The organism is Rhizobium sp. Root483D2, assembly GCF_001426685.1.
Lineage (GTDB): Bacteria > Pseudomonadota > Alphaproteobacteria > Rhizobiales > Rhizobiaceae > Pararhizobium > Pararhizobium qamdonense.
This window is the reverse complement of record NZ_LMFB01000009.1, coordinates 399,797-420,730: the sequence shown is the minus strand read 5'-3', so window position 1 is coordinate 420,730 and position 20,934 is coordinate 399,797. Positions and strand designations below refer to the sequence as shown.

19 protein-coding genes are annotated in these 20,934 nt (G+C 60.0%); 6 read left to right on the top strand and 13 right to left on the bottom strand.

The features are described 5' to 3' along the window. Positions 1–212 precede the first annotated feature (212 nt). Complete coding sequence (locus ASD32_RS08525) at positions 213–1,751, top strand: EAL domain-containing protein (protein ID WP_060637562.1); 1,539 nt, start codon at positions 213–215, stop codon at positions 1,749–1,751. 91 nt (positions 1,752–1,842) lie between these two features. Here the strand turns inward: ASD32_RS08525 and ASD32_RS08520 are convergent, their stop codons facing one another. Further along, positions 1,843–3,303, bottom strand: coding sequence for a glycosyl transferase family protein (locus tag ASD32_RS08520; RefSeq protein ID WP_060637657.1), 1,461 nt, complete (start codon positions 3,301–3,303; stop codon positions 1,843–1,845). A 259-nt stretch (positions 3,304–3,562) separates the two neighbouring features. Here ASD32_RS08520 and ASD32_RS08515 point away from each other — a divergent pair, with 259 nt between their 5' ends. The 5 genes from ASD32_RS08515 to ASD32_RS08495 all read left to right on the top strand — a co-directional run bounded on the left by ASD32_RS08515 (position 3,563) and on the right by ASD32_RS08495 (position 9,307). Next, the gene (locus ASD32_RS08515) at positions 3,563–5,581 is read left to right on the top strand and encodes a TonB-dependent receptor (RefSeq protein WP_244490141.1); all 2,019 of its coding nucleotides are present in this window, start codon (positions 3,563–3,565) and stop codon (positions 5,579–5,581) included. Between the two features lie 73 nt (positions 5,582–5,654). Continuing rightward, positions 5,655–6,578, top strand: coding sequence for a siderophore ABC transporter substrate-binding protein (locus ASD32_RS08510; RefSeq protein WP_060637561.1), 924 nt, complete (start codon positions 5,655–5,657; stop codon positions 6,576–6,578). A 47-nt stretch (positions 6,579–6,625) separates the two neighbouring features. Next, positions 6,626–7,591 (top strand): ABC transporter permease, encoded by a 966-nt coding sequence (locus tag ASD32_RS08505; RefSeq protein WP_060637560.1) that lies wholly within the window; start codon positions 6,626–6,628, stop codon positions 7,589–7,591. Positions 7,592–7,622: 31 nt separating this feature from the next. After that, positions 7,623–8,552: an iron chelate uptake ABC transporter family permease subunit gene (locus ASD32_RS08500; protein WP_060637655.1), complete on the top strand. Its 930-nt coding sequence runs from the start codon at positions 7,623–7,625 to the stop codon at positions 8,550–8,552. After that, positions 8,549–9,307 (top strand): ABC transporter ATP-binding protein, encoded by a 759-nt coding sequence (locus tag ASD32_RS08495; protein WP_060637559.1) that lies wholly within the window; start codon positions 8,549–8,551, stop codon positions 9,305–9,307. Before ASD32_RS08500 ends, ASD32_RS08495 begins: the two co-directional genes overlap by 4 nt. Before the next feature lie 9 nt (positions 9,308–9,316). On the opposite strand, the gene ASD32_RS08490 is transcribed toward ASD32_RS08495, so the two are convergent. The 12 genes from ASD32_RS08490 to ASD32_RS08435 all read right to left on the bottom strand — a co-directional run bounded on the left by ASD32_RS08490 (position 9,317) and on the right by ASD32_RS08435 (position 20,826). Then, positions 9,317–10,042, bottom strand: a complete 726-nt coding sequence (locus ASD32_RS08490; RefSeq protein WP_060637654.1) for an amino acid ABC transporter ATP-binding protein — start codon at positions 10,040–10,042, stop codon at positions 9,317–9,319. Further along, complete coding sequence (locus ASD32_RS08485) at positions 10,020–10,679, bottom strand: amino acid ABC transporter permease (RefSeq protein ID WP_060637558.1); 660 nt, start codon at positions 10,677–10,679, stop codon at positions 10,020–10,022. Before ASD32_RS08485 ends, ASD32_RS08490 begins: the two co-directional genes overlap by 23 nt. Then, positions 10,676–11,347 (bottom strand): amino acid ABC transporter permease, encoded by a 672-nt coding sequence (locus ASD32_RS08480; protein ID WP_060637557.1) that lies wholly within the window; start codon positions 11,345–11,347, stop codon positions 10,676–10,678. The genes ASD32_RS08485 and ASD32_RS08480 overlap by 4 nt, the downstream gene beginning before the upstream one ends. Before the next feature lie 80 nt (positions 11,348–11,427). Further along, on the bottom strand, positions 11,428–12,213 hold the full coding sequence (locus ASD32_RS08475) for a transporter substrate-binding domain-containing protein (protein WP_060637556.1): 786 nt from the start codon (positions 12,211–12,213) through the stop codon (positions 11,428–11,430). A gap of 4 nt (positions 12,214–12,217) precedes the next feature. Next, on the bottom strand, positions 12,218–12,967 hold the full coding sequence (locus ASD32_RS08470; protein WP_060637555.1) for a GntR family transcriptional regulator: 750 nt from the start codon (positions 12,965–12,967) through the stop codon (positions 12,218–12,220). A 227-nt stretch (positions 12,968–13,194) separates the two neighbouring features. After that, positions 13,195–14,556 carry an amidase gene (locus ASD32_RS08465; protein WP_060637554.1) on the bottom strand — a complete coding sequence of 454 codons (1,362 nt, stop codon included), beginning with the start codon at positions 14,554–14,556 and terminating at the stop codon, positions 13,195–13,197. Between the two features lie 10 nt (positions 14,557–14,566). After that, positions 14,567–15,787 carry an extracellular solute-binding protein gene (locus ASD32_RS08460; protein WP_060637553.1) on the bottom strand — a complete coding sequence of 407 codons (1,221 nt, stop codon included), beginning with the start codon at positions 15,785–15,787 and terminating at the stop codon, positions 14,567–14,569. Further along, positions 15,787–16,857, bottom strand: coding sequence for a GTP-binding protein (locus ASD32_RS08455; RefSeq protein ID WP_060637552.1), 1,071 nt, complete (start codon positions 16,855–16,857; stop codon positions 15,787–15,789). The genes ASD32_RS08460 and ASD32_RS08455 overlap by 1 nt, the downstream gene beginning before the upstream one ends. Beyond that, positions 16,847–17,182 (bottom strand): hypothetical protein, encoded by a 336-nt coding sequence (locus ASD32_RS08450; protein ID WP_060637551.1) that lies wholly within the window; start codon positions 17,180–17,182, stop codon positions 16,847–16,849. The genes ASD32_RS08455 and ASD32_RS08450 overlap by 11 nt, the downstream gene beginning before the upstream one ends. Before the next feature lie 221 nt (positions 17,183–17,403). Beyond that, positions 17,404–18,285, bottom strand: coding sequence for a polysaccharide deacetylase (locus ASD32_RS08445; protein ID WP_060637550.1), 882 nt, complete (start codon positions 18,283–18,285; stop codon positions 17,404–17,406). A 38-nt stretch (positions 18,286–18,323) separates the two neighbouring features. Further along, positions 18,324–19,433 (bottom strand): ABC transporter ATP-binding protein, encoded by a 1,110-nt coding sequence (locus ASD32_RS08440; RefSeq protein ID WP_060637549.1) that lies wholly within the window; start codon positions 19,431–19,433, stop codon positions 18,324–18,326. Between the two features lie 160 nt (positions 19,434–19,593). Then, positions 19,594–20,826: an extracellular solute-binding protein gene (locus ASD32_RS08435; RefSeq protein WP_060637548.1), complete on the bottom strand. Its 1,233-nt coding sequence runs from the start codon at positions 20,824–20,826 to the stop codon at positions 19,594–19,596. Positions 20,827–20,934 lie beyond the last annotated feature (108 nt).

Here is a 20,934-nt window from a genome sequence, read left to right as displayed (position 1 = left end):
GTCCGATTGTGTTTTAGCACATTATACATTAATGTCAGTCCGCAAAATTCCTGTTTGATATCGGGGAGGGCCTGCCAAACACGCGAGAGAGAGTCTTTGGATTTCTGTTTTGCAATGTCTACCGTTCTAGAATTCCGGCAAACCAGGCAGGTTGAACCATGGAGATTTCCTCAGCAATACCGCGCATCACCGCAGCAAGGCGCCGTTGGCCCATGCTGGAAGAGGTTATTTTGGCTGCATTCCTGCTGGGTGCCGCCATCTTCGCTGCTTATGAGTATAACATATTTTCGGACGCCCCCGACAAATCTGTGCACGAGCATGCCATCGATCTCGGCGAGGCGCTGATCCTTGCGCAGATCATGTTGGGCGGCCTGCTTTTGCTCTGCTGGAGGGTGGTTTTTCTTCAGCGCCGCGAAGTGGCGCGCCGGATCGAAGCGGAATCGCACGCCCACAGGCTTGCCCATCAGGATGCTCTGACGGGATTGCCCAACCGCCGCCAGTTCGATGAAGCTCTCAAGGCCATCCTGTCCAAACGCTCCAGAGCGAACGAGCTTCACGCGGTCCTGCTTTTGGATTTGAACGATTTCAAGCGCGTCAACGATGTCTACGGGCATGGCGCGGGTGACGATGTGCTCATTCATGTCGCAAAACGCCTGCAGCATGCGATCCGGCAACAGGATCTGGTGGCGCGGTTTGGCGGCGACGAATTCGCGATCCTGGCGCATCTGGGAACTGGTGAAGACGACGCCAAGGCCCTTGCGCTGCGGGTCATCCATGAGCTGGACCAACCAATCACCGTCGGTTCCATCCAGCATCAGATCGGTGTCGCCATTGGCATCACGCTGCTGGCCCAAAACGGCGGCGACGCGCCCGAAATCATGCGCAAGGCGGATATTGCCCTTTACCGCGCCAAAGCCGAACCCGGTTCGGCGCTTTGCGTTTTCGAAGCCGGCATGGATGCGCATGTTCGCGAACGCGACCTGATCGAACGTGAATTCCGCACCGCCTTGAAACAGGGGACGATACAGCCGCATTACCAGCCGTTGATGAATCTTCAAACCGCCGATATTGCCGGGTTCGAGGCTCTTGCCCGCTGGAAGCACCCGGAACTCGGCAACGTGCCGCCGGATCGCTTCATCCCCATCGCCGAAAGCTGCGGTCTGATGAGCGAACTGACCGACCATCTGCTGCGCCAGGCCGCGCAGGCGGCATGCCAATGGCCAAACGATATGACCTTGGCATTCAATATTTCGGCATCTCAACTGAAAGACCGGACCCTGGGCTTGCGCATTCTCTCCATTCTCGGAGAAGCCGGATTGCCCCCATACAGGCTTGAAATCGAGATTACGGAATCGGCGCTGGTGCAGGACCTCGAAGGCGCCCAACAGGTGGTCGGCGCCCTGCGCGAAGCGGGCGTGCGCGTTGCACTGGATGATTTCGGCACCGGCTATTCCAACCTCTACCATCTGCGCAATTTCAAGGTCGACCGGATCAAGATCGACCGGAGCTTTATCGACAAGATGGAAGAGGATGCCGAAGCCTCCGCGCTGATCCGCGGTCTGATGGGATTAAGCCAGGGACTGGGTCTGAACGTCACCGTCGAAGGCATCGAGCTGCCCTCACAGGCCGCAGCGCTGCTGGCGCAGGGATGCCAGCAGGGACAAGGCTATCTGTTTGGCCGCGCCATGCCTGCCGCAGATGCCTTGGCCTATATCGCCAGGCATGAGCCCAATATGGCAGTCCATAAATGAGCGCACGGTCTGGTGGATTCTGATCGTTTGGGCTCGCTCACGGCGTCTTTAAGTTGGCGCAGAGCAGCGAGAAATACGCACGGAAAATGGTCTAAGCTTTGGCCATCCCGCGTTCGCTCCACAGCGTTGAGGCTGCCGCCCTCGCGGCGTCGAACGATTGCAGCGGGCAGGCTGGCATCGTCAGCAAGGCGGCTGCAGCCGTATCCACAATGACCGCCACAGCTGCATCATCGCGCGCAGCACCGGTCCACACCGCATTCCAATATTCACGGCTGGTATAGGCAACGGGCGGGGTCACCGCCGCGATATTCCGGCGCGCGGCAATGCGCGTATCGAATGGCTCGCCGCCCACCAGTCTATAAAGTTCCGTTGCGCGAAACGGCGTGGCCTCCGCGAAATCGCGATTGCCGCCGAGGATCGACATATCGTGGACGCCGAGCAGCATCGCCGTATCGCGCATGATATCGCGCTGCGAGGACAGCGTGACGCCGAGCAGGCTTGCCGGCGCGCCCAGCGGGTTCAACAGCCGCACGACCGCATTGACCGGCAGGCGCATTTCCAGAATGGAATACAGCCCGAACAGGCTCTGGATCTGGGGCGAGGCTGCGCCGATTGGCAGATAGGCGATCGAACGGTTGGCAAGCGCCAGCTTTGCCTCACTCAGAGATGCGCAAACCGGAATGCTGGCGGTTTCGGCTGCCAGTTCGAGCTTGCCGGCATCGGGTCCATGACCAAAATGACCGTGCAGGATGACCCTGTATCCGGCCTGGGCGACCAGTCTTGCCGCATGCAGGAACCACGGCGGGCTTCGGAGCCTTGGCGAAAGATAGGCCGGCCAGTCCAGATCGGCCAGGCCATCGGATGGCGCATAGGCACCGACATGGCGGCGCAAGGCTTTCACGAAGCCCGCCATCTCCGCAGCGCTCGCACCCCGGTATTGCAAGATGGCCAGAAGCGCGCCGGCCTGCACCGGATCGGCCTCGCCCGCAAGCACGATCGCCAGTGCGTCTTCGGCCTCTTCTATCGTCAGCGGACGGCTTCGGCCGATGCCGTTTCCGGCGGTGGCGATGTATTTCGCAAGCCGTTTTTGCGGCTCTGCATTATGGCCGATGCGGGCGAGCTTGCGGGCGAATGCTTCCGGTGGAGGCTCGCCTTGCAAAAGTGCGCTTCGGCGCACGGCAAGCGGCGGCGCGGCGATCAGCGGCGATCGTGTCCAGCCGTCGGCAACCGCTGGCGCGCCCGAAACCGGCATGGCAAGCGGCGCAAGGATCAGCTGCTCGGTTTCGGCAGCCAGCGCCCGCAGGCGCAGCCGCAGCCCCTCGGCGAGCGGCGTCGGCACCAGGCCCTTTGCCGTGCGCACAAAAAGCGGGTCACCATACATGTCGCGCAATTGCCCCAGCATGCGGCTGACCGCCGAACTTTGCAGACCAAGACCGGCGGCGGCCTTCCCAACGCTCCCTTCCCGCAACAGCGCATCGAAGACCACGAGCAGGCGCAACTGGTTTGGACGGTCCAGTTTTCCTGCACCGTCTTCGCCGTTCGCTTCTGCCATGTCACCATCCGATTTCACGCCGTCCAGCCTCTGCAAGTTGCGATAATTCGAATTTAGAACCATTCGAAATCATCGTCATTGACCGCCCGTATACCGACTACATAAGTGGAACGGTTTCCTCAAGTTAAGACCACGAGGAATAACACAGATGTTAATGCAGGGGGCATCCATGACGGACGTGACAACGACAAAAGACAATCCGCATCAAGGCGGACGAACCCGGCAGCATTGTGCCATCCTGATGACAGCCACGGCGTTGATGGCACCGGCTTGCGCATTCGCACAGGCTCAGGAAGAAGCCACCGCTCTGGAGCAGATCGTCGTCACCGCCAGCGGTTTCGAGCAGAGCGTCAAGGAAGCGCCCGCAAGCATTACCGTCGTCACGCGTGAAGAGCTGGAAAAGGGCTCTTTCCGCGACTTGACCGACGCGCTGCGCGAGGTTCAGGGCGTGTCGGTGACCGGCACCGCCAACGAAAGAGACATCTTCATTCGTGGCTTGCCGGGCACCTACACGCTGATTCTGGTGGACGGCAAACGCCAGGGCACCCGCGATGCGCGCCCGAACGGCAGCGCCGGTTATGAGCAGAGCTTCATTCCGCCGCTTTCGGCGATCGAGCGCATCGAGGTCGTGAGGGGGCCGATGTCCTCGCTCTATGGCTCCGATGCCATGGGCGGCGTCATCAACATCATCACCCGCAAGATCGGCACCGCCTGGTCGGGCTCCGTCACCACGGAAGGCACGCTCCAGCAACATTCCCGCTTTGGCGATAGCGGCAAGGTCTCCTGGTATGCGAACGGTCCGCTTATTCAGGATACGCTCGGCCTTCAGCTTTGGGGAAGCGGATATCGCCGGGGCGAAGACGAACTGCTCGGCGGCGTTCTCGGCGCCAAGGATTTCGACCTTTCAGGCCGCCTGACCTGGACGCCGAACGAAGATCACGACATCGCCCTGGAAGGCGGACGCCAGCGCATACGCCGCAACGAAACGATCGGCAACACGCTGGATGTTGGAGATAACGAAGCCTACCGGGTCAATTCACGCGACCGCTGGTCGCTGTCCCATACCGGCCGTTGGGGGCCGACCACCTCCGATTTTTCCATTCAACAGGAATGGGGCCAACGCGACGCTTATACTTATAACCCGGTTTCCGGACGCTACGATCTCGATCCTCGCAGACCGGAAATCCGCAACACCGTCATCGACGGAAAGTTCACCACGCCCTTCGATCTGCTGGGTGAACACACGCTGGTCACCGGTGGCCAGTATTTCGAAGCGCGGTTGAACGACCAGAACCCCGGCCGCCGCTCAGGTCAAACAGAGACGTTTTCCGCAACGCAATGGGCGCTTTTTGCGGAAGACGAATGGCGCATGGTCGATGACTTTGCACTGACCGGCGGCCTGCGCATGGATCACCACGAACAGTACGGCTCCCATTTCAGCCCGCGTCTCTACGGCGTTTGGAATGCGACGAACGAACTGACGGTGAAGGGTGGCGTATCGACAGGCTTCCGTGCGCCGGAAATCCGCCAGATCGCGCCGGGCTATGCCATGACCACCGGCGGCGGCGGCTGCACCTATGGCCCGGCCGGCACCTGCGGCGTCATCATCGGCGATCCGAACCTCAAGGCCGAGAGCAGCACCAGCTACGAACTTGGCGCCATCTGGGATAATGGCGACGTCCTTTTGAGCGGCACTTATTTCTATACCGACTTCAAGGACAAGATCGGCAATGCCATGGTACTGAACGCCGATGGCACCCCGGCCCGCTGGGACGAGGACCCGAACTATCGCCTCTGGTACAACTACAATATGGATGACGCCGTGATGCAGGGCGTCGAACTGGCTGCCACCTGGCATGCGACGCCGGATCTTTCGCTGCGGGCAAGCTACACCTATACCAAGTCGGAGCAGAAGACTGGCCTCTATTCAGGCTTTCCGCTCGCCCGCACGCCGGAGCATACGGCCAATATCCGCGCCGACTGGACGACCGGCATCGAGGGCTTGACGACCTGGACGAGCGCCAATTATCACGGTTCTGAGATTGCAGCCGGTGCCCGCATCGGCACCAACGGCAAGGCTGTGACCATCAACGGTCAGCCGGGCCGCAAATACGACCCCTATGCGACGCTCGATTTCGGCCTGCAATATGCAGTCAACGATACGGTGACGCTGAATGCCGCCGTTTACAACATCTTGGACAAGAAGGTGGAAGCGACGGATTTCAATACGGTGATGGAGGGCCGCCGGCTCTGGATCAGCATGAAAACGCAGTTCTAAACATCAAGCGCGGGGTTTCCCCGCGCTTCTCTTCATGGAATGGCGGTCTCGACGAGGCCAAGGGAGTTATCGCATGAGTTTCTTCAAGCCCGCATCGCTGCTTGCAGCACTTGCCTTCACAGCGGCCGCCGCCTTCGGCAGCGCGTCTGTTGCGGCCGATATCGTCATCAAGCACAAACAGGGCGAAACGGCATTGCCCGCCAAGCCGGAAAAAATTCTCGTCTTCGATCTAGCCTCGCTCGACACGCTCACAGCGCTCGGCGTCGAAGTCGCCGGCGTGCCCAGCGGCCCCAAACCGGACTATCTGAAGAGCTTTAATGACGCCAAATACCTGAAAGCCGGCACGCTGTTCGAACCGGATTATGAGGCGGTCAATGCCGCCGAACCGGACCTCATCATCGTTGCTGGCCGCTCGTCCGGCAAATATGCGGAACTCGCCAAGATCGCACCGACCATCGACCTTTCCGTGGATGCGAAAAACTTCTTCCCCGAAGCAAAGGCCAATGTGGAGACACTTGGTGGCCTGTTTGACAAGAAACCGCAGGCTGATGCTCTCCTTGCCAAGCTTGATAGTTCGGTTGACGGTCTCAAGACACTTGCAAACGGCAAGGGCACGGGCCTGTTCATCCTGACGGCCGGTGGAAAGATCAGCGCTTTTGGTCCCGGCTCCCGTTTCGGCATGATCCACAGCGTCTATGGCATCGCGCCGGCGGCGGAAACCCCGCAGGCCGGCGGCCACGGCCAGGCGGTTTCGTTCGAATATATCCTGGAGACCAATCCGGACTGGCTCATCGTCCTCGACCGCGACGCCGCAATCGGCGACGAAGGCGTTGCCGCCGCGCAGTTTCTCGACAACGAAATCGTGCGCAAGACCAAGGCATGGCAGGCCGGTCATCTCGTCTATGTCGATTCCGGCGCCTGGTATCTGGTCGGCAGCGGCATCTCCGCCATGCAGCGCACGGTCGATCAGTTGACAACAGCGTTCAGCAAGGATTGAAAACTGACGGGGGGCCGGCTACGGCCTCCCATCGACATCACTGGTGCATGCGCGTTTTGAAATATTTCTTTGCCTTTACAGCCCTGTTGCTGCTGTCGGTCGCGAGCGTCCTTATCGGCGTCAGCGACATTTCGCTGTCCGGCCTCCTATCCGGAGAGAATGCGACTGCGCGGCTGGTGCTTGTCGAGGTCCGCATCCCGCGCACGCTGGCGCTGATCTTTGCCGGCGCCGGCATGGCCGTGTGCGGCACGATCATGCAGATGCTGGCGCGCAACCGCTTTGTCGAACCGTCGACCGCCGGCACGGTGGAATCCGCCGGTCTCGGTATCCTCTTCGTGCTGCTTTTGGCGCCGGAATTGCCGGTTTCCGTGAAGATGCTGGTTGCGACACTCTTCGCACTGGCCGGTACCAGCCTGTTTCTGTTGATCCTCAGCCGCATTCCACTGCGCACACCGCTGATGGTGCCGCTTGTCGGTATCATGCTCGGCGGCATCATCAATGCCATCACGACCTTCTTTGCCTATCGCTACGACATGATGCAGTCGCTGGGCGCCTGGACAACCGGCGACTTTTCCGCCGTTCTGCGCGGGCGCTACGAGCTTCTGTGGCTCACACTGGGGTTAACGGCGCTCGCCTATGCCGCAGCCGACCGTTTCACCGTCATCGGCATGGGCGAGGCTTTCGCCACCAATCTCGGCGTCAACTACGGCCGCGTCGTCGCATTCGGTCTCGTCATCGTCTCGATGGTCACGGCCGCCGTGGTGGTGACCGTCGGCATGGTGCCGTTCCTCGGCCTCATCGTCCCCAATGTCGTCGCCATGGTGATGGGGGACAGGCTGCGGCGCTCGCTGCCTTGGGTCGCGATCTGTGGAGCGGGGCTCGTGCTTACCTGCGACATGGTCGGCCGCCTGGTCATCGCGCCCTTCGAAATCCCGGTCGGCAATGTGCTTGGCGTGCTCGGAAGCGCCTTCTTCCTTTATCTCGTGCTTCGGAGGCGCTCGCGTGCAGCCTAGAGCCGTTCTCCTTAGCAGCTCCCGGCGCACCCTGATCGTGCTTGGCATTCTGGCGCTGGCCGTCTGCTGCGCCTTCATGACGCTGGATGCGAAGGGAAGCTGGTCGTTCATTCTTCCGTTTCGCGGTGCCAAGCTTTTGGGCATGCTGCTCGTCGCCTATGCCATCGCCGTCTCGACCATCCTGTTCCAGACCATCACCAACAATCGGATCCTGACGCCCTCGATCATGGGCTTCGATGCGCTCTATGCGCTGATCCAGACGATCCTGGTCTTCTTTCTGGGCGCTCAGGCAACAAGTGCGCTCGATCCGCGCTTGCTTTTCGTTGCCGAATGCGGCGCCATGGTGCTGTTCTCCTGCCTGTTGTACCGCTGGCTGTTCTCGGGCGCGGTGCGCAGCCTGCATGTGCTGATGCTGGTTGGCATCATCTTCGGCATCCTGTTCCGCAGCATCTCCAGCTTTCTCCAGCGCGTCATCGATCCCAATGATTTCATCGTGCTGCAGGATCGCCTGTTTGCCAGCTTCAATAGTTTCGATACTGGCCTTCTGGCCTTATCCGCTGTCCTGATCAGTGCGGCAAGCCTGGGAGCATGGCGGCTGTTTCACACATACGACATCCTGTCGCTTGGCCGCGAGAACGCGATCACGCTTGGGGTCGATCATCGCCGCGTCACGACACAGATCCTCGTGCTGATCGCCATCTTCGTCTCGGTCTCGACGGCGCTCGTCGGACCTGTCACCTTCTTCGGCCTGCTGGTGGCAAGCCTTGCCCATCAGATGATGCCGCTCAGCCTGCACCGTTTCACGCTGCCGGCAGCGATCCTTGCCGCCATCATCAGCCTTGTCGGCGGCCAACTCGTTCTGGAACGGCTCTTCGCATTCGATACGGCCGTCGGCATTGTCATCGAATTTGCCGGTGGTCTTGTCTTCCTGATCCTGCTCGTAAGGGGAAAAACCCGATGATCCGTGTGCACGGCGCAACCAAGCGTTATGACGAGACCGTCGTCGTCGATGGCGTCGATCTGGAGCTTCCCGCTGGCGGCGTCACCGCCATCATCGGCCCGAACGGCGCGGGCAAATCGACGCTGCTGTCGATGATCAGCCGTTTGATTGGCCTGGATGCCGGCACGGTCACGATCGATGGGCTGGATGTTACGAAAACACCGGGGGACGTGCTGGCAAAACGCCTGTCGATCCTGCGCCAGGATAACACCATGACGGCGCGTCTGACCGTCGGCGACCTCGTCGCCTTTGGCCGCTACCCGCATTCGCGCGGCCGTCTGACGGGCGAGGACGCCAGGCATATCGAACAGGCGCTCGATTACATGGACCTGACTGCGCTGCGCGACCGCTTTCTCGACGAACTTTCCGGCGGCCAGCGCCAGCGCGCCTTCGTCGCCATGGTGCTGTGTCAGGATACAGATTACGTGCTCTTGGACGAGCCGCTCAACAATCTCGATATCCGCCATGCCGTCTCGATGATGCGGATGATCCGCCGCGCCGCCGGCGAATTGAACAAGACCGTCGTCGTCGTCCTTCACGACATCAATTTCGCCTCCTGCCATGCCGACAGGATCGTGGCGATGCGCAATGGCCGCATCTTCCAGCAGGGCACGCCGGAACACATTATCTCTGCGCCGCTGCTGGAGGATCTGTACGGCACGGCCTTCAGGGTCAGCGTCGTCGATGGCCGCAGGATCGCAAACTATTACCTGTAGCCGCCGCGCTTAAAGCATGCCGAGAAACTGGGTCAATTCCGGGGTTTTCGGATTGGCGAAAACCTCTTCCGGCGGCCCGATCTCATGCACCCTGCCCTGATGCATGAACACGACGCGCGAGCAGACATCGCGGGCAAACTTCATCTCGTGCGTCACCATCAAAAGCGTCATGCCTTCCGAGGCGAGTTCCCGCACGACGGCGAGAACTTCAGCAACGAGTTCCGGGTCGAGCGCCGACGTGATCTCGTCGCATAAAAGCGCAATCGGCTGCATGGCAAGCGCCCGGGCGATCGCCACGCGCTGCTGCTGGCCACCCGAAAGCTCGTCCGGATAGGCATCGAACTTGTGGCCTAGGCCGACGCGGTCGAGCATCTTGCGCGCCACCACTTCGGCTTGCGCATTCGGCGTCTTGCGGACGACTTTTTGCGAGATCATGACATTGCCGCCGGCTGTCAGGTGCGGGAAAAGATTGAACTGCTGGAAGATCATGCCGACCTTCAATCGCAGCGCCTTTAGATGCACCTCATCATTAAGGAGTTGCGCGCCAGCGACAGAGATGGAGCCGCCGGAAATGGTCTCCAGCCCATTGATGCAGCGAAGCAGGGTGGATTTTCCCGATCCGCTCTTGCCGATGATGGCGATGACTTCGCCTGGTTCCACATCGAGATTGATGCCTTTCAGGACCTCGTTGGAACCAAAGCTCTTGCGGACTTCAGTGATTTCGATGAGCGAAATTGAGCTTCCTTTCCAGGATCTGGCTGCTCTTGGACAGAGGCCAGCACAGGCAGAAATAAATGAGGGCGACGAGGCCGTAGACGATGAAGGGCTGGAACGTGGCATTGGTGACCACCGTGCCGGCCTTCGACAGTTCGACGAAGCCGATGATGGAGGTCAGCGACGTTCCCTTGACCACCTGCACCGAAAACCCGACCGTCGGTGGCACGGCGATCCGCATGGCCTGCGGCAAAATAATGTACCGCATCTGCTGAAGCCGCCCCATGCCGAGACTGGAGGACGCTTCCCACTGGCCTTTGGCAATCGCCTCGACGCAGCCGCGCCAGATTTCCGCAATGAAAGACGCCGTCCACAGGATGAGCGCCAGGCCGGCGGCGAGCCAGGCGGGCACGTCAATGCCAAAAAGCCCAAGGCCGAAGAACGCGATGAAGAGCTGCATCAACAGCGGTGTGCCTTGAAACAGCTCGATATAATATCTGCCGGCGGCTCGCAGCCAGCGGCGGTGGCTGATGCGCATGAAGAGGATCACAAGACCCACCGCGCCGCCACCCACAAAGGAAACGAGGGACAGCACGATAGTCCAGCGCGTGGCGAGCAGAAGATTGCGCAGAATATCCCATGTGGTGAATTCGATCATCGCGCCAGCCTCCGGGGAAAGATCAGGCCACCGATGATGGCAAGCACCTGCCGCAGCAAAATAGCGAGGCAGAGATAGATGGCAGTCGAGACCATGTAGGCCTCAAACGCGCGAAAAGTGCGGGACTGGATGAAGTTGGCGGCGAAGGTCAGGTCTTCCGCAGCGATCTGCGAGACAACGGCCGAGCCGAGCATGACGATGACAACCTGCGAGGACAGTGCCGGCCAGATTCTCTGCAGCGAAGGCACAAGCACGACATGACGGAAGGTTTCGAACGGGGTCATGGCAAGGCTGGCGCCGGCCTCGAACTGGCCTTTCGGCGTCGCCTGAATGCCGGCCCGGATGATCTCGCAGCTATAGGCGCCGAGATTGACGACCATGGCGATATTGGCTGCCTGCAATTCGCTCAATTGCAGCCCAAGCGATGGCAGGCCGAAAAAGATGAAGAACAGCTGGATGAGGAACGGCGTGTTGCGGATCATCTCCACATAAGCGGTCACGACGGGTTTCAGCCAAGCCGGTCCGAGCGCACGCGCCCAGGCGCAGGCAATGCCGAGTATAATACCAAGGACTGCACCGACAGCGATCAGTTCAAGGGTGATCAGGATGCCCTTGATTATGTGCGGATAATACTGAAGCAGCCAGTCAAATTTGAAATCGTAACTCAAATCGTTGCCCTCTCTTTATCGACGGCGGGACTGTCACCCCGCCAATGGCTTGCGGGGTGACGAACAATGATTGAATGGGATCAGAGGTCGGCGGGAAGGCCGGTTTGCAGCCATTTTTGCGAGATGGCATCCAGCGAACCGTCAGCCTTGGCGGCGGCGATGATCGCATTGACCTTTTCTAAGAGCGCCGCTTCCCCCTTGTTGAGGCCGATATAGCAAGGCGAATTCTTGATCAAGAATTTCATTTCCGGGCGCTTGGGCGGATTGCGCGCAAGAATGGCGGCCGCCACGACATTGCCGGTCGCGATCGTATTGACCTGTCCGGACAGGAAGGCGGAGATCGTGCCGTTATTGTCTTCGTAACGCTTGATGTCGGTGCCTACAGGCGCGATCTTTGTCAGTTCAAGATCTTCGACGGCACCCCGTGTCACGCCGACCGTCTTGCCCGCGAGATCCTCCACCTTCGTCACGGCGACGTCTGCCGGGGCAAAGACGCCGTTGAAGAACGGGGCATAGGCGGTTGTAAAGTCGATCACAGCTTGACGCTCGGCATTCTTGCCAAGGCTGGAGATTACCAGATCGACCTTGTTGGTTTGCAGATAGGGAATGCGGTTGGCGCTGGTGACGGGGACAAGCTCGGTTTTCACGCCGAGCTTTTCGGCGATCAGGTTTGCCACATCAATATCGTATCCTTGCGGCGACATATCGGTGCCAACGCTGCCAAAGGGCGGAAAATCCTGGGGGACAGCGACGCGGAGCGTCCCACGGGCGGCAATATCGGCGAGCGCATCGGCATGCGAGACTGATGCAAAGCCGACAGTGGCTGCGAGTGTCGCAATGGCAAAAAATACGCGTCTTGTAAGCATGTGTTCAAAACTCCTTTGAGGTTGTGGATCGTTTCACCAAAGGCAAATGCAATGCCAAAGGTGCAGTCTTGGGTGGAAGGTCCAGGGACAGGCGCAGCTCGGAAAGCGCGTCGGGACGCATCGTCAGGTCCAGCCCTGTTTCAACATCGTCGAGATGCTCGACCGACAATTCCGCAGCTTTCACAAAATCGCCTGCGGCCATCGCGTCGAAGATGCGGCAATGGCCGTGATGGGACTGTGCCGCATGAAAATCCGATTGGTAGAGCATCGAAATGAGAATGGTCCGCGCCGTCAGATCGCGCAGTATCTCGATGAGCACGGTATTGCCGCAAAGCTCGGCGATGCGGATGTGAAAGTCGCCCATGAGACAGGTCAGGCGCTGGCGGTTGCCCGCAGCCATCGCAGCCTTTTCCTCCTGCAGATGTGCAACCAGAATGCTGCGCCCGGTTTCGGTCAGCGGCCGCATGCCGCGCAGCAATCCGGATTCAATGATGCGCCGCGCCTCATAGACCATCATCGCGTCTTCCGCTGATGGCTCGACGACAAACCACCCGCGCTTCGGGCTGACATGCACGATGCCGCGCGTCTCAAGCCGCATCATCGCTTCGCGCACCAAAGTGCGCGAAACACCGAACAAACCTGCCAACTGGTTCTCGCTAAGACGTGTGCCCGGACGTATGCGCGCAGAGAGAATTCCGGAAACGATGGTTTCCTCGATGTTCATCTGACGGGGCTCGGTATGTAAGTCTTGCATACATGTTAAAAAGCAAAGGCCGTGCCAGATTGCAGTATGCCGTTAAAGCAGCCCGTTCAGCGGAGGCGATTTTTTCCGCTGAGTAAATATTAAGCCAGAGCAATCATAAGTTGCCAAAAAAGTCATAAATATGCCGAAACCTTCATCGTTCTGCAGAGGACAGATGTCGGTATCGCGACAATGAAAATTTCAGTGAAGTTAATCGAGGTGCAGTTCGCGCTTTGCAGCTACCGTATGATCTCGTCTGCGGCGAGAGCGACTGACAGCAGATGCTCGTCACCATCCGGCAGGCCGGATATCAGCAGGCCGACGGGCATGCCGGCGTCGCCGGTGCCGCAGGGAATGGAGACGCCGCAGCCATCGAGGAAATTGCCGATCAGCGTGTTGCGCAACGTCCGGGCGTTGGTTTTCACGAAGAGTTCGTCATCGATCAGAAGCGGTGCGGTCAAGGGCGCAACATGCGGCAAGGTTGGAGACACGACCAGTTCACCCGGTCCGATACTGGATGCAAATTCCGCCTTCAGCCGCTCGCGAGCGGCAAGTGTTTCGATGTATCCGGTCACGGTGATCTTTTCACCCAGCCGCGCGCGAGCCACCACGCGCTGATCCATGTCTTCGGCCTGCGGTCCCGCCAGACGTTCCCGATGCATCGCAAAAGCTTCCGCAGTCACCAGCGGACCATTTTTTGCCATCAGCTCGAATATCTCGGCATAGGCCGGAAAAGCCTGCCGACGGATTTTCGCGCCGGATTTTTCGAGCCGCTTCAAAGCCGCTTCAAAGGCCAAGATGACGCCCTTTTCCGCACCGTCGAAAACGATGGTTTCGGGGACGACCAGCGACAGGCCCTCAATCGGGCCACGGCGAATATCAGGCGCGCCCAGACCGCGCATCGCCGCATCGATCCATACGGCGTCCTGCACCGTGCGGCACAGCGGGCCGAGCGAATCGAGGCTTTTCGACAGAGGATAAACACCGCGCATGGAATAGCGGCCGCGCGTTGCCTTATAGCCCACAATACCGTTGAAGGCGGCGGGAATGCGCACTGATCCTCCGGTGTCGCTGCCGATCGAGATCGGCACGAGCCCTGCGGCCACCACAACGCCGGAGCCTGACGACGACCCGCCGGGGAGCCGCGCGCCATCTTTTGAGGCCGGATTTTCAGGCGTTCCGTAATGCGGGTTGATACCCAGACCGGAAAAGGCGAATTCGCTCATATTGACCCGGCCGATGCTGACCATGCCGGCGCCAGTGAGAGCCTTCACAACATCTGCGTCGCAGGTGGCTGGTTCGGCCGTTTTCAAGATTGCCGATCCGGCTGTCGTTGCGATGCCCTCAATATCGAAAAGGTCCTTCCAGGCAACGGGAATGCCATCGAGCAACCCAAGCGACCGGCCCTCCCGGATCCGCTTCGATGAGGCCGACGCTTCCTGCAGAGCGCGCTCTTCCAGAAGGCTGACAAAGATCGACTGATCCTCGTTTGCCCGGATAGCCGCGAATGTTTCCTCAGCGAGTGCCACAGGATCGAGCACACCACTCTGGATCAGCACGGAAAGCTGGGCGATGGTTTTTCCACGATTGCTCTTAGCCATCGTTCCCTCTCTATCGTCCGACGAGCTGCATCCAGCGGCGAACCAGATAATTGTGTTCATCCATCGTCGTGTTCCACACGGCGATGCAATTGGCTCTCTGCCAATAGGATCCGCCGGCCCTGACGCTGCCCTTGCTGATCCGCGCCGATCCATCCGGCCCCGGAAGATCGGTCTTGGCGGGCAAACCTTCGTACCAGTAATCCCATTCTGCCGGCGTCATGAACTGCCGGGAACGCTGCGGCGTCGAGATATAATAGCCCTGACGGGCGACGACCGAGCCGGGCCAGCCGGAAATCCACCAATTGAGATAGTCATAGGCCACATCGAGTGCGCGTCCGCTTAAATCCCTCGACAGGCAAAGGCCGCCATGCCAGGCGCGATAGCCTTCGACGGGGACGGCCTGCTCAACGGGAATGCCCTGCCCATTGAGGATATTGATCCCGGTCGACCACATGCTCTGCACGTCGGTTTCGCCCGTCACCATCAGCCGCGCGGCATCTTCCGCCGTCCGCCAGAAGCCCCGGAAGAAGCCATCCTTCTTGCGGGCTTCCAGCAGGTCGATCAGCCGGTCGATCTCCGCCACGCTCATATTGCCGATATTGTCGAACGACATCAGCCCGGCCGCCTGGGCTGCGAGCGCCGCATCGAAAATGCCGATGGCGGGCTCGTCGACCAGAGAAACGCGGCCCGCCCATTTCTCGTTCAGCAGCGATGCCCAGGAATTCATCTCCACCGGCTGTTTCACGACATCGGTGCGATAGGCGAAACTGTCGAAATTATGCGTAGTCGGCAGCATCGAAATACGATGCGACGGCGTATCGCCGAGCGCAAGATTGGGCTGAACGAACAGCTTCTTGGCCGGCACATCGCCCTGCCCCAGCCGCGCGTTCGGTCCGATATGCCCGGTCTTGGTCAGATCGTTGATCTCGGACCACAGCGTGATCCGCTCCGTGCTGATCGGCTGTACGGCGCGCCAGTACCAGACGATATCGAGATTGTGAAAGCACTGATCGTAGATGTCGTAGCTGCCCGGCTCCTGTGCCGCCTTGTGCTGCGTCGTGAGAAAGTCGTTATTGTCGAAAGTCACGTCAATGCCGAGATCCTGCTCGGCCCGCAGACGCAATTCCTCCAAAAGGGAAATCGCGGTACCCAGCACGCGCAGTTTCGGACGGCCTTGAAGATGGAGTGCAGGCGTGGCGGGTGTCTGTGGTGCTGGCTGATGCTTGTTCATCAAGAGGTCTGGACGTCCTGTCGTGTGGCCCGCACACCGCCCGTGATGGACGGCACCGGCCCTGCAAGGGTAAAGGCCTCGAAAGACCGTTTCAGCAGACTGGCATCGAGTCCGTCAACAATAAAGACGATATGCGACCGCCGGTCGTCCGACGGCCAAGCCTCCATATGGGTGGGCGGGTGCACCAGATGCTGGACGCCATGAATGGCTACCGGGCGGGCCTCCCCTTCCAGATTGAGAACTCCCTTGACCCTCAGCACCCGTTCGCCGTGCCGGTTGAGCAGCATGGTCAGCCAGACGCCGAAGGCCGTCCAGTCGATGGCACCGTCGACGCTCATGACGAAGGAGCTGACCGCCGCCTGATGGACGCCGCCATCGGCCGTTTCCAGCTTGGCCGGCGTTTCGCAATAAAATCCGCTTGGCGACTGGGCGAGACTGCCGCGCGTGGCCTGTGTCTCGTCAAACAGACCGGCGATATCAAGCACCTCATCGCCCGCCGATAGCAGAGCCGCATCGGGGTTGATGCGGCGCAGGCGTTCCAAAAGCAGCGCCAACCCGGCTTCGTCTGCAATATCCGTCTTTGTCAGCACCAGCCGGTCGGCGATCGCCACCTGCCGGTTCGATTCGATATAGGTATCGAGCTGGCGCATGCCGTTGACCGCATCGACGGTCGCGATCACATTTCCCGGCCTGAAATGATGCCGCAGCACGGGGTCTGCCTTGAGTGTCGATAAAACCGGAAAGGGATCGGCAAGGCCGGTGCTTTCGATCACCACGCGTTTGAAATTTGGAACCAGCCCGCGCTCGCGCTTGGAATGCAGATCGCGCAGCGCGTCGGCCAGCTCGCCGCGAACCGTGCAGCACAGGCATCCCGATTGCAGCAGGATCATCGTCTCGTCGATCCGCTCGAGCAGATAATGATCAAGGCCGACTTCGCCGAACTCGTTGATGAGCACGGCCGTGTCTGCCAAAGCGGGATCGGTCAAAAGCCGCTTCAAGAGCGTCGTCTTGCCCGACCCGAGGAAGCCGGTGAGCAGGTTGACGGGGGTAAAGGCCGGGCTATCCGCCATCGCGCGCCGCCTCCATCCGCTCGATGATCTGAATGTTCAACGGATCGCAATCCCGGCCCGAAAGCCGCTCGGCCGCCGGCCAGAGATGACCGAGATCTTCGATGATCTCGCTCTTGCCGGTGCGTGTCGACAGCACGAAGGATGCCCCCTGCCAGTCCGACAGCGTCATGCCGAAACCTGAAAGCACGCGATTGGCCACCCGAACCCGGTTGGCACGCTCACGCCGCCGGTCTATCCTCTCGACATTGCGCGTGAAAACACCCGGCCGCGCCACCGCATCGGCCCAGTGTTCATTGCCTCCGAGAACCCCGCAAAGCGAGCACATGATCTCTCTCCGAACCTGGGTTTTGCTACAACCCCAGCGACTAAAACATCGTAGTTGAAAAAACCCCTCACCAACCCCTCACCACAGGGGGAGGGGCTTAACCTGCCGCACCCTCAACGCGTTCCAACACGTTATAGGACGGAGAGCTAGTCCTGGGTCTTCTCCCCCCTTGTGGGGGAGATGGCCGACAGGCCAGAGGGGGTTTTTTATTTCAAACCGCCCTACTTCTTGCGTGGAAAGCGCTTGGCGAAATCATCGGCGATTTCGTTCATGGTGACGAACTTCACGCCCGGATGCTTGCTCATATGAGCAAACAGCCGTTCCAGCATCATCAGCACCTGCGGCCGGCCGGCCACGTCCGGGTGGATGGTGATCGGGAAAACAGCGTAATCCATTTCGCGGTAAACCCAGTCGAACTGGTCGCGCCACATCTGTTCGATATCATGCGGATTAACAAAACCGTGGCTGTTCGGGGCTTTCTTGATGAACATCATCGGCGGCAAATCGTCGAGATACCAGGAGGCCGGAATTTCGATGAGGTCGGTTTCCTGGCCACGCTTCAAGGGCACCATCCAATCGGACGGCTTCTTGGAATAGTCGATCTTGGTCCAGCTGTCGCCGACCCGCACGTAGTAGGGCGTGAAATCGTTGTGCATCAGCGAATGGTCGTACTTGATGCCACGCTCGAGCAGCAATTCATTTGTGACGTTGGAAAATTCCCACCATGGCGCAACATAGCCCGTGGGCCGCTTGCCGGAGAGCTTGGTGACGAGATCGATGCACTTGTCGAGGATCTCGGTTTCCTGCTCGCGCGTCATCGCGATCGGGTTTTCATGCGTATAGCCGTGAATGCCGATCTCGTGGCCCGCATCGGCCACAGCCTGCATCTGCTCGGGAAATGTCTCGATCGAGTGGCCGGGAATGAACCATGTCGTCTTGATGCCGAAGCGGTCGAACAACTTCAGGAGACGCGGGCTGCCAACTTCGCCGGCAAAAAGACCGCGCGAAATATCATCAGGCGAATCCTCGCCACCGTAAGAGCCGAGCCAGCCTGCAACGGCATCGACGTCGACGCCGAAGCTGCAAAAGATTTCCTTCGCCATGGTATGTCTCCTTGTGGTTTCTTGTTTGAAAAGTCGTCTCAGTGAACGGGGATGACGGTCGCTTGCGCCGGGTTCCATGACAGAAGAACGCCGGACCCGACCGGAAAGGCCTCCGGCTGATATTTATCGATATGCGCCTCGAGCGAGACCGCGCGGCCATCCGGCAGGCTGGCTGTCAGATGCGAGATGTGACCGACGACATCGAACCGCTCGATCCGTGCATCGACGACATTGCCGCCGATATTACCGACGAGACGCTCGCGCAGGCCGGCATCTGCCGCATGCACTTCCATGGCCTCTGCGGGGATGACCAGATTGACCTTCGTCTTGCCGGGCACGGCGCCATTGGCACGCCCAGACAACATGCCCACAGGCGTGGACACGGTGATATTGTCGCCCTCTGCACCCTGCACTTCACCCTGGAAGATCGTGTTGCGGCCGATGAACTGCGCGACGAACGGCGTGTTCGGGCGGGTATAGAGCTGATGCGGCGGGCTGATCTGTTCGATGCGGCCTTGGTTCATGACGACGATACGGTCGGACAATGCCAGCGCTTCCGACTGGGCGTGGGTGACGAAGATGAAGGTGATGCCCAAAGTCTTTTGCAGCAGTTTCAGCTCGTTCTGGATCGCCTTGCGCAGATTGGCGTCAAGCGCGCCCAGCGGCTCGTCGAGAAGAAGAATATCCGGTTCGACCACGAGGCCGCGTGCAAGCGCGATGCGCTGGCGCTGGCCGCCGGACAGCTTGTCCGGCTTGCGCTCGGCAATATCCTCCAGTCCGAGCGTGGCGAGGATCCGGTCAACCTTGGCGTCGCGCTCGCTTTTCGCCATGCCCTTGACCTCAAGGCCATAGCCGACATTGCGGCGCACCGTCATATGCGGAAACAAAGCATAGCTCTGGAAAATCATCGAGGTTGGCCGCCCCTGCGGCGGCACGTCGTTCATCCGCACGCCCTTGATCATCATGTCGCCGGAGGAAATGCCTTCAAATCCGGCGATCATCCTCAGCGTCGTCGTCTTGCCGCAGCCGGATGGTCCCAGAAACGCGATGAACTCGCCCTTGGTGACGGACAGATTGAAATCGATGACCGCCGGTGTCCCGTTGTCGTAAACCTTGCCGACATTGATGAGTTCCAGGTCGTAGATCATGAGTGTCGCTCCGGACAGGATAAGGAATACGTCAGATTGTGACCCTTCCCTTTACGGGAAGGGCTGGATGCAATGCCGGGTGGGGTGACCGTTGAAAAAACCAACAAATCACCCCAACCCGCGCGTTCGCGCAACCTCCCACTCAAGGGGGAGGTAGAGGTTATGCGCTCAGGAATTCGTCCCATTTCTGGATGAGATGGTCGTATTCATCCGGCCACTGATGCCAGTAGGCAACATTGGCCGCGCGCTCTTCGAGCGAGCCGCCATCGCGCAGATCGCCTTCCTTGATGCCGCGCTCTTCGGCGCCGGCCCAAGGCTTGCCCTCATACCAGAAGGCATATTTTTCCGGCGCCATAACATCCTTGATGTTGGTCGATGGCGAGTAATAGCCCTGTTCGGAGACGGCGATGCCCGGTTCGCCGGAGAGCCAGTAGTCGGCATAGGCGATGACGGCTTCGCGGTTGGCCGTACCGGCGATCATCGTCGGGCCGATCGCCCAGCCGCGATAGCCTTCCTTCGGCACGGCGTATTTGCAGGGCTTGCCCTGCGCCTTGACGGCCATGACAGCTGGCTGCCAGGCATCGCAGACGACCATTTCACCCGATGCCATGAGGTTGACCAGCTCGCCGAAATCGCCCCAGAGAGCGCGGAACTGGCCTTCCTTCTTCTTCGAAATCAGGAAGGCCGCAGCCTCGTCGATTTCCGCCGCCGTCGCGTTTCCGGGGTTTTTCACGTCGGAGAGACCGAGCGTGTTCATGGCCATGATCGCCTGACCGAAGGCGATCAGCGGATCGGTATTGAGGCCGGATTTGCCCTTCCACTTCGGATCGAAGATCGCAGCCCATGTATTGGCTTCTTCGGCACTGACCACGTCGGGATTGTAACCGATGGAATCGTAGTTATAGACCGCAGGCACCATATTGAGTGTGGTCTGCGCCTCGTCTGCCCAGATCTGGCCGGTGATCTGCGCCTTGGCATCCCACTTGTCGCTCGGCTTGGTGAAGACTTCGCGGATGTTGGCCCAGTTCTTCAACGATGCGGCCGGGATGACCTCGACATTGTCGGTCATGACGATCGACGGCAGGCGCTCGGCGATGATTTCCCAGCAATCGTAATCCTTCGAGCCGGACAGGATCTTGGTCTGCGCATCCGGGAAGGTCGCGGCCGTGCCGGACGTGCTGCCGACGCCCGACGCCTTCTTGAACTCTTCCAGAATACGCTCCTGTACGGTCACCGAAAGACCGATGGTGCGCAGGCTCTGGCTGGCAAGATCGGCCGCCTGGGCATAGGCCGCACGAGACGACAGAAGGTGCGTGCCGCCGCCCATGGCGAGCGCCATCATGCCTGCGGACCGCTTCAGAAGGGAGCGGCGATTGATTTCCATGTTGGACATGTCTCTTCTCCAGTTGATTGTTGTTCCCCGAACCCCGTTTGATCGCGGCTCATTCTTCAGTTTCCGCAGGCCGCAGGCGGCGGTAGCGCCCGCCGTGCGGCCCAGACG

Bases quoted from the DNA above. Each gene is read 5' to 3' on its own strand.
- ASD32_RS08525 (WP_060637562.1), top strand. From the start codon at position 213: ATGCTGGAAGAGGTTATTTTGGCTGCATTCCTGCTGGGTGCCGCCATC.
- ASD32_RS08520 (WP_060637657.1), bottom strand. From the start codon at position 3,303: ATGGCAGAAGCGAACGGCGAAGACGGTGCAGGAAAACTGGACCGTCCA.
- ASD32_RS08515 (WP_244490141.1), top strand. From the start codon at position 3,563: ATGGCACCGGCTTGCGCATTCGCACAGGCTCAGGAAGAAGCCACCGCT.
- ASD32_RS08510 (WP_060637561.1), top strand. From the start codon at position 5,655: ATGAGTTTCTTCAAGCCCGCATCGCTGCTTGCAGCACTTGCCTTCACA.
- ASD32_RS08505 (WP_060637560.1), top strand. From the start codon at position 6,626: ATGCGCGTTTTGAAATATTTCTTTGCCTTTACAGCCCTGTTGCTGCTG.
- ASD32_RS08495 (WP_060637559.1), top strand. From the start codon at position 8,549: ATGATCCGTGTGCACGGCGCAACCAAGCGTTATGACGAGACCGTCGTC.
- ASD32_RS08485 (WP_060637558.1), bottom strand. From the start codon at position 10,679: ATGATCGAATTCACCACATGGGATATTCTGCGCAATCTTCTGCTCGCC.
- ASD32_RS08475 (WP_060637556.1), bottom strand. From the start codon at position 12,213: ATGCTTACAAGACGCGTATTTTTTGCCATTGCGACACTCGCAGCCACT.
- ASD32_RS08470 (WP_060637555.1), bottom strand. From the start codon at position 12,967: ATGCAAGACTTACATACCGAGCCCCGTCAGATGAACATCGAGGAAACC.
- ASD32_RS08465 (WP_060637554.1), bottom strand. From the start codon at position 14,556: ATGGCTAAGAGCAATCGTGGAAAAACCATCGCCCAGCTTTCCGTGCTG.
- ASD32_RS08460 (WP_060637553.1), bottom strand. From the start codon at position 15,787: ATGAACAAGCATCAGCCAGCACCACAGACACCCGCCACGCCTGCACTC.
- ASD32_RS08455 (WP_060637552.1), bottom strand. From the start codon at position 16,857: ATGGCGGATAGCCCGGCCTTTACCCCCGTCAACCTGCTCACCGGCTTC.
- ASD32_RS08450 (WP_060637551.1), bottom strand. From the start codon at position 17,182: ATGTGCTCGCTTTGCGGGGTTCTCGGAGGCAATGAACACTGGGCCGAT.
- ASD32_RS08445 (WP_060637550.1), bottom strand. From the start codon at position 18,285: ATGGCGAAGGAAATCTTTTGCAGCTTCGGCGTCGACGTCGATGCCGTT.
- ASD32_RS08440 (WP_060637549.1), bottom strand. From the start codon at position 19,433: ATGATCTACGACCTGGAACTCATCAATGTCGGCAAGGTTTACGACAAC.
- ASD32_RS08435 (WP_060637548.1), bottom strand. From the start codon at position 20,826: ATGTCCAACATGGAAATCAATCGCCGCTCCCTTCTGAAGCGGTCCGCA.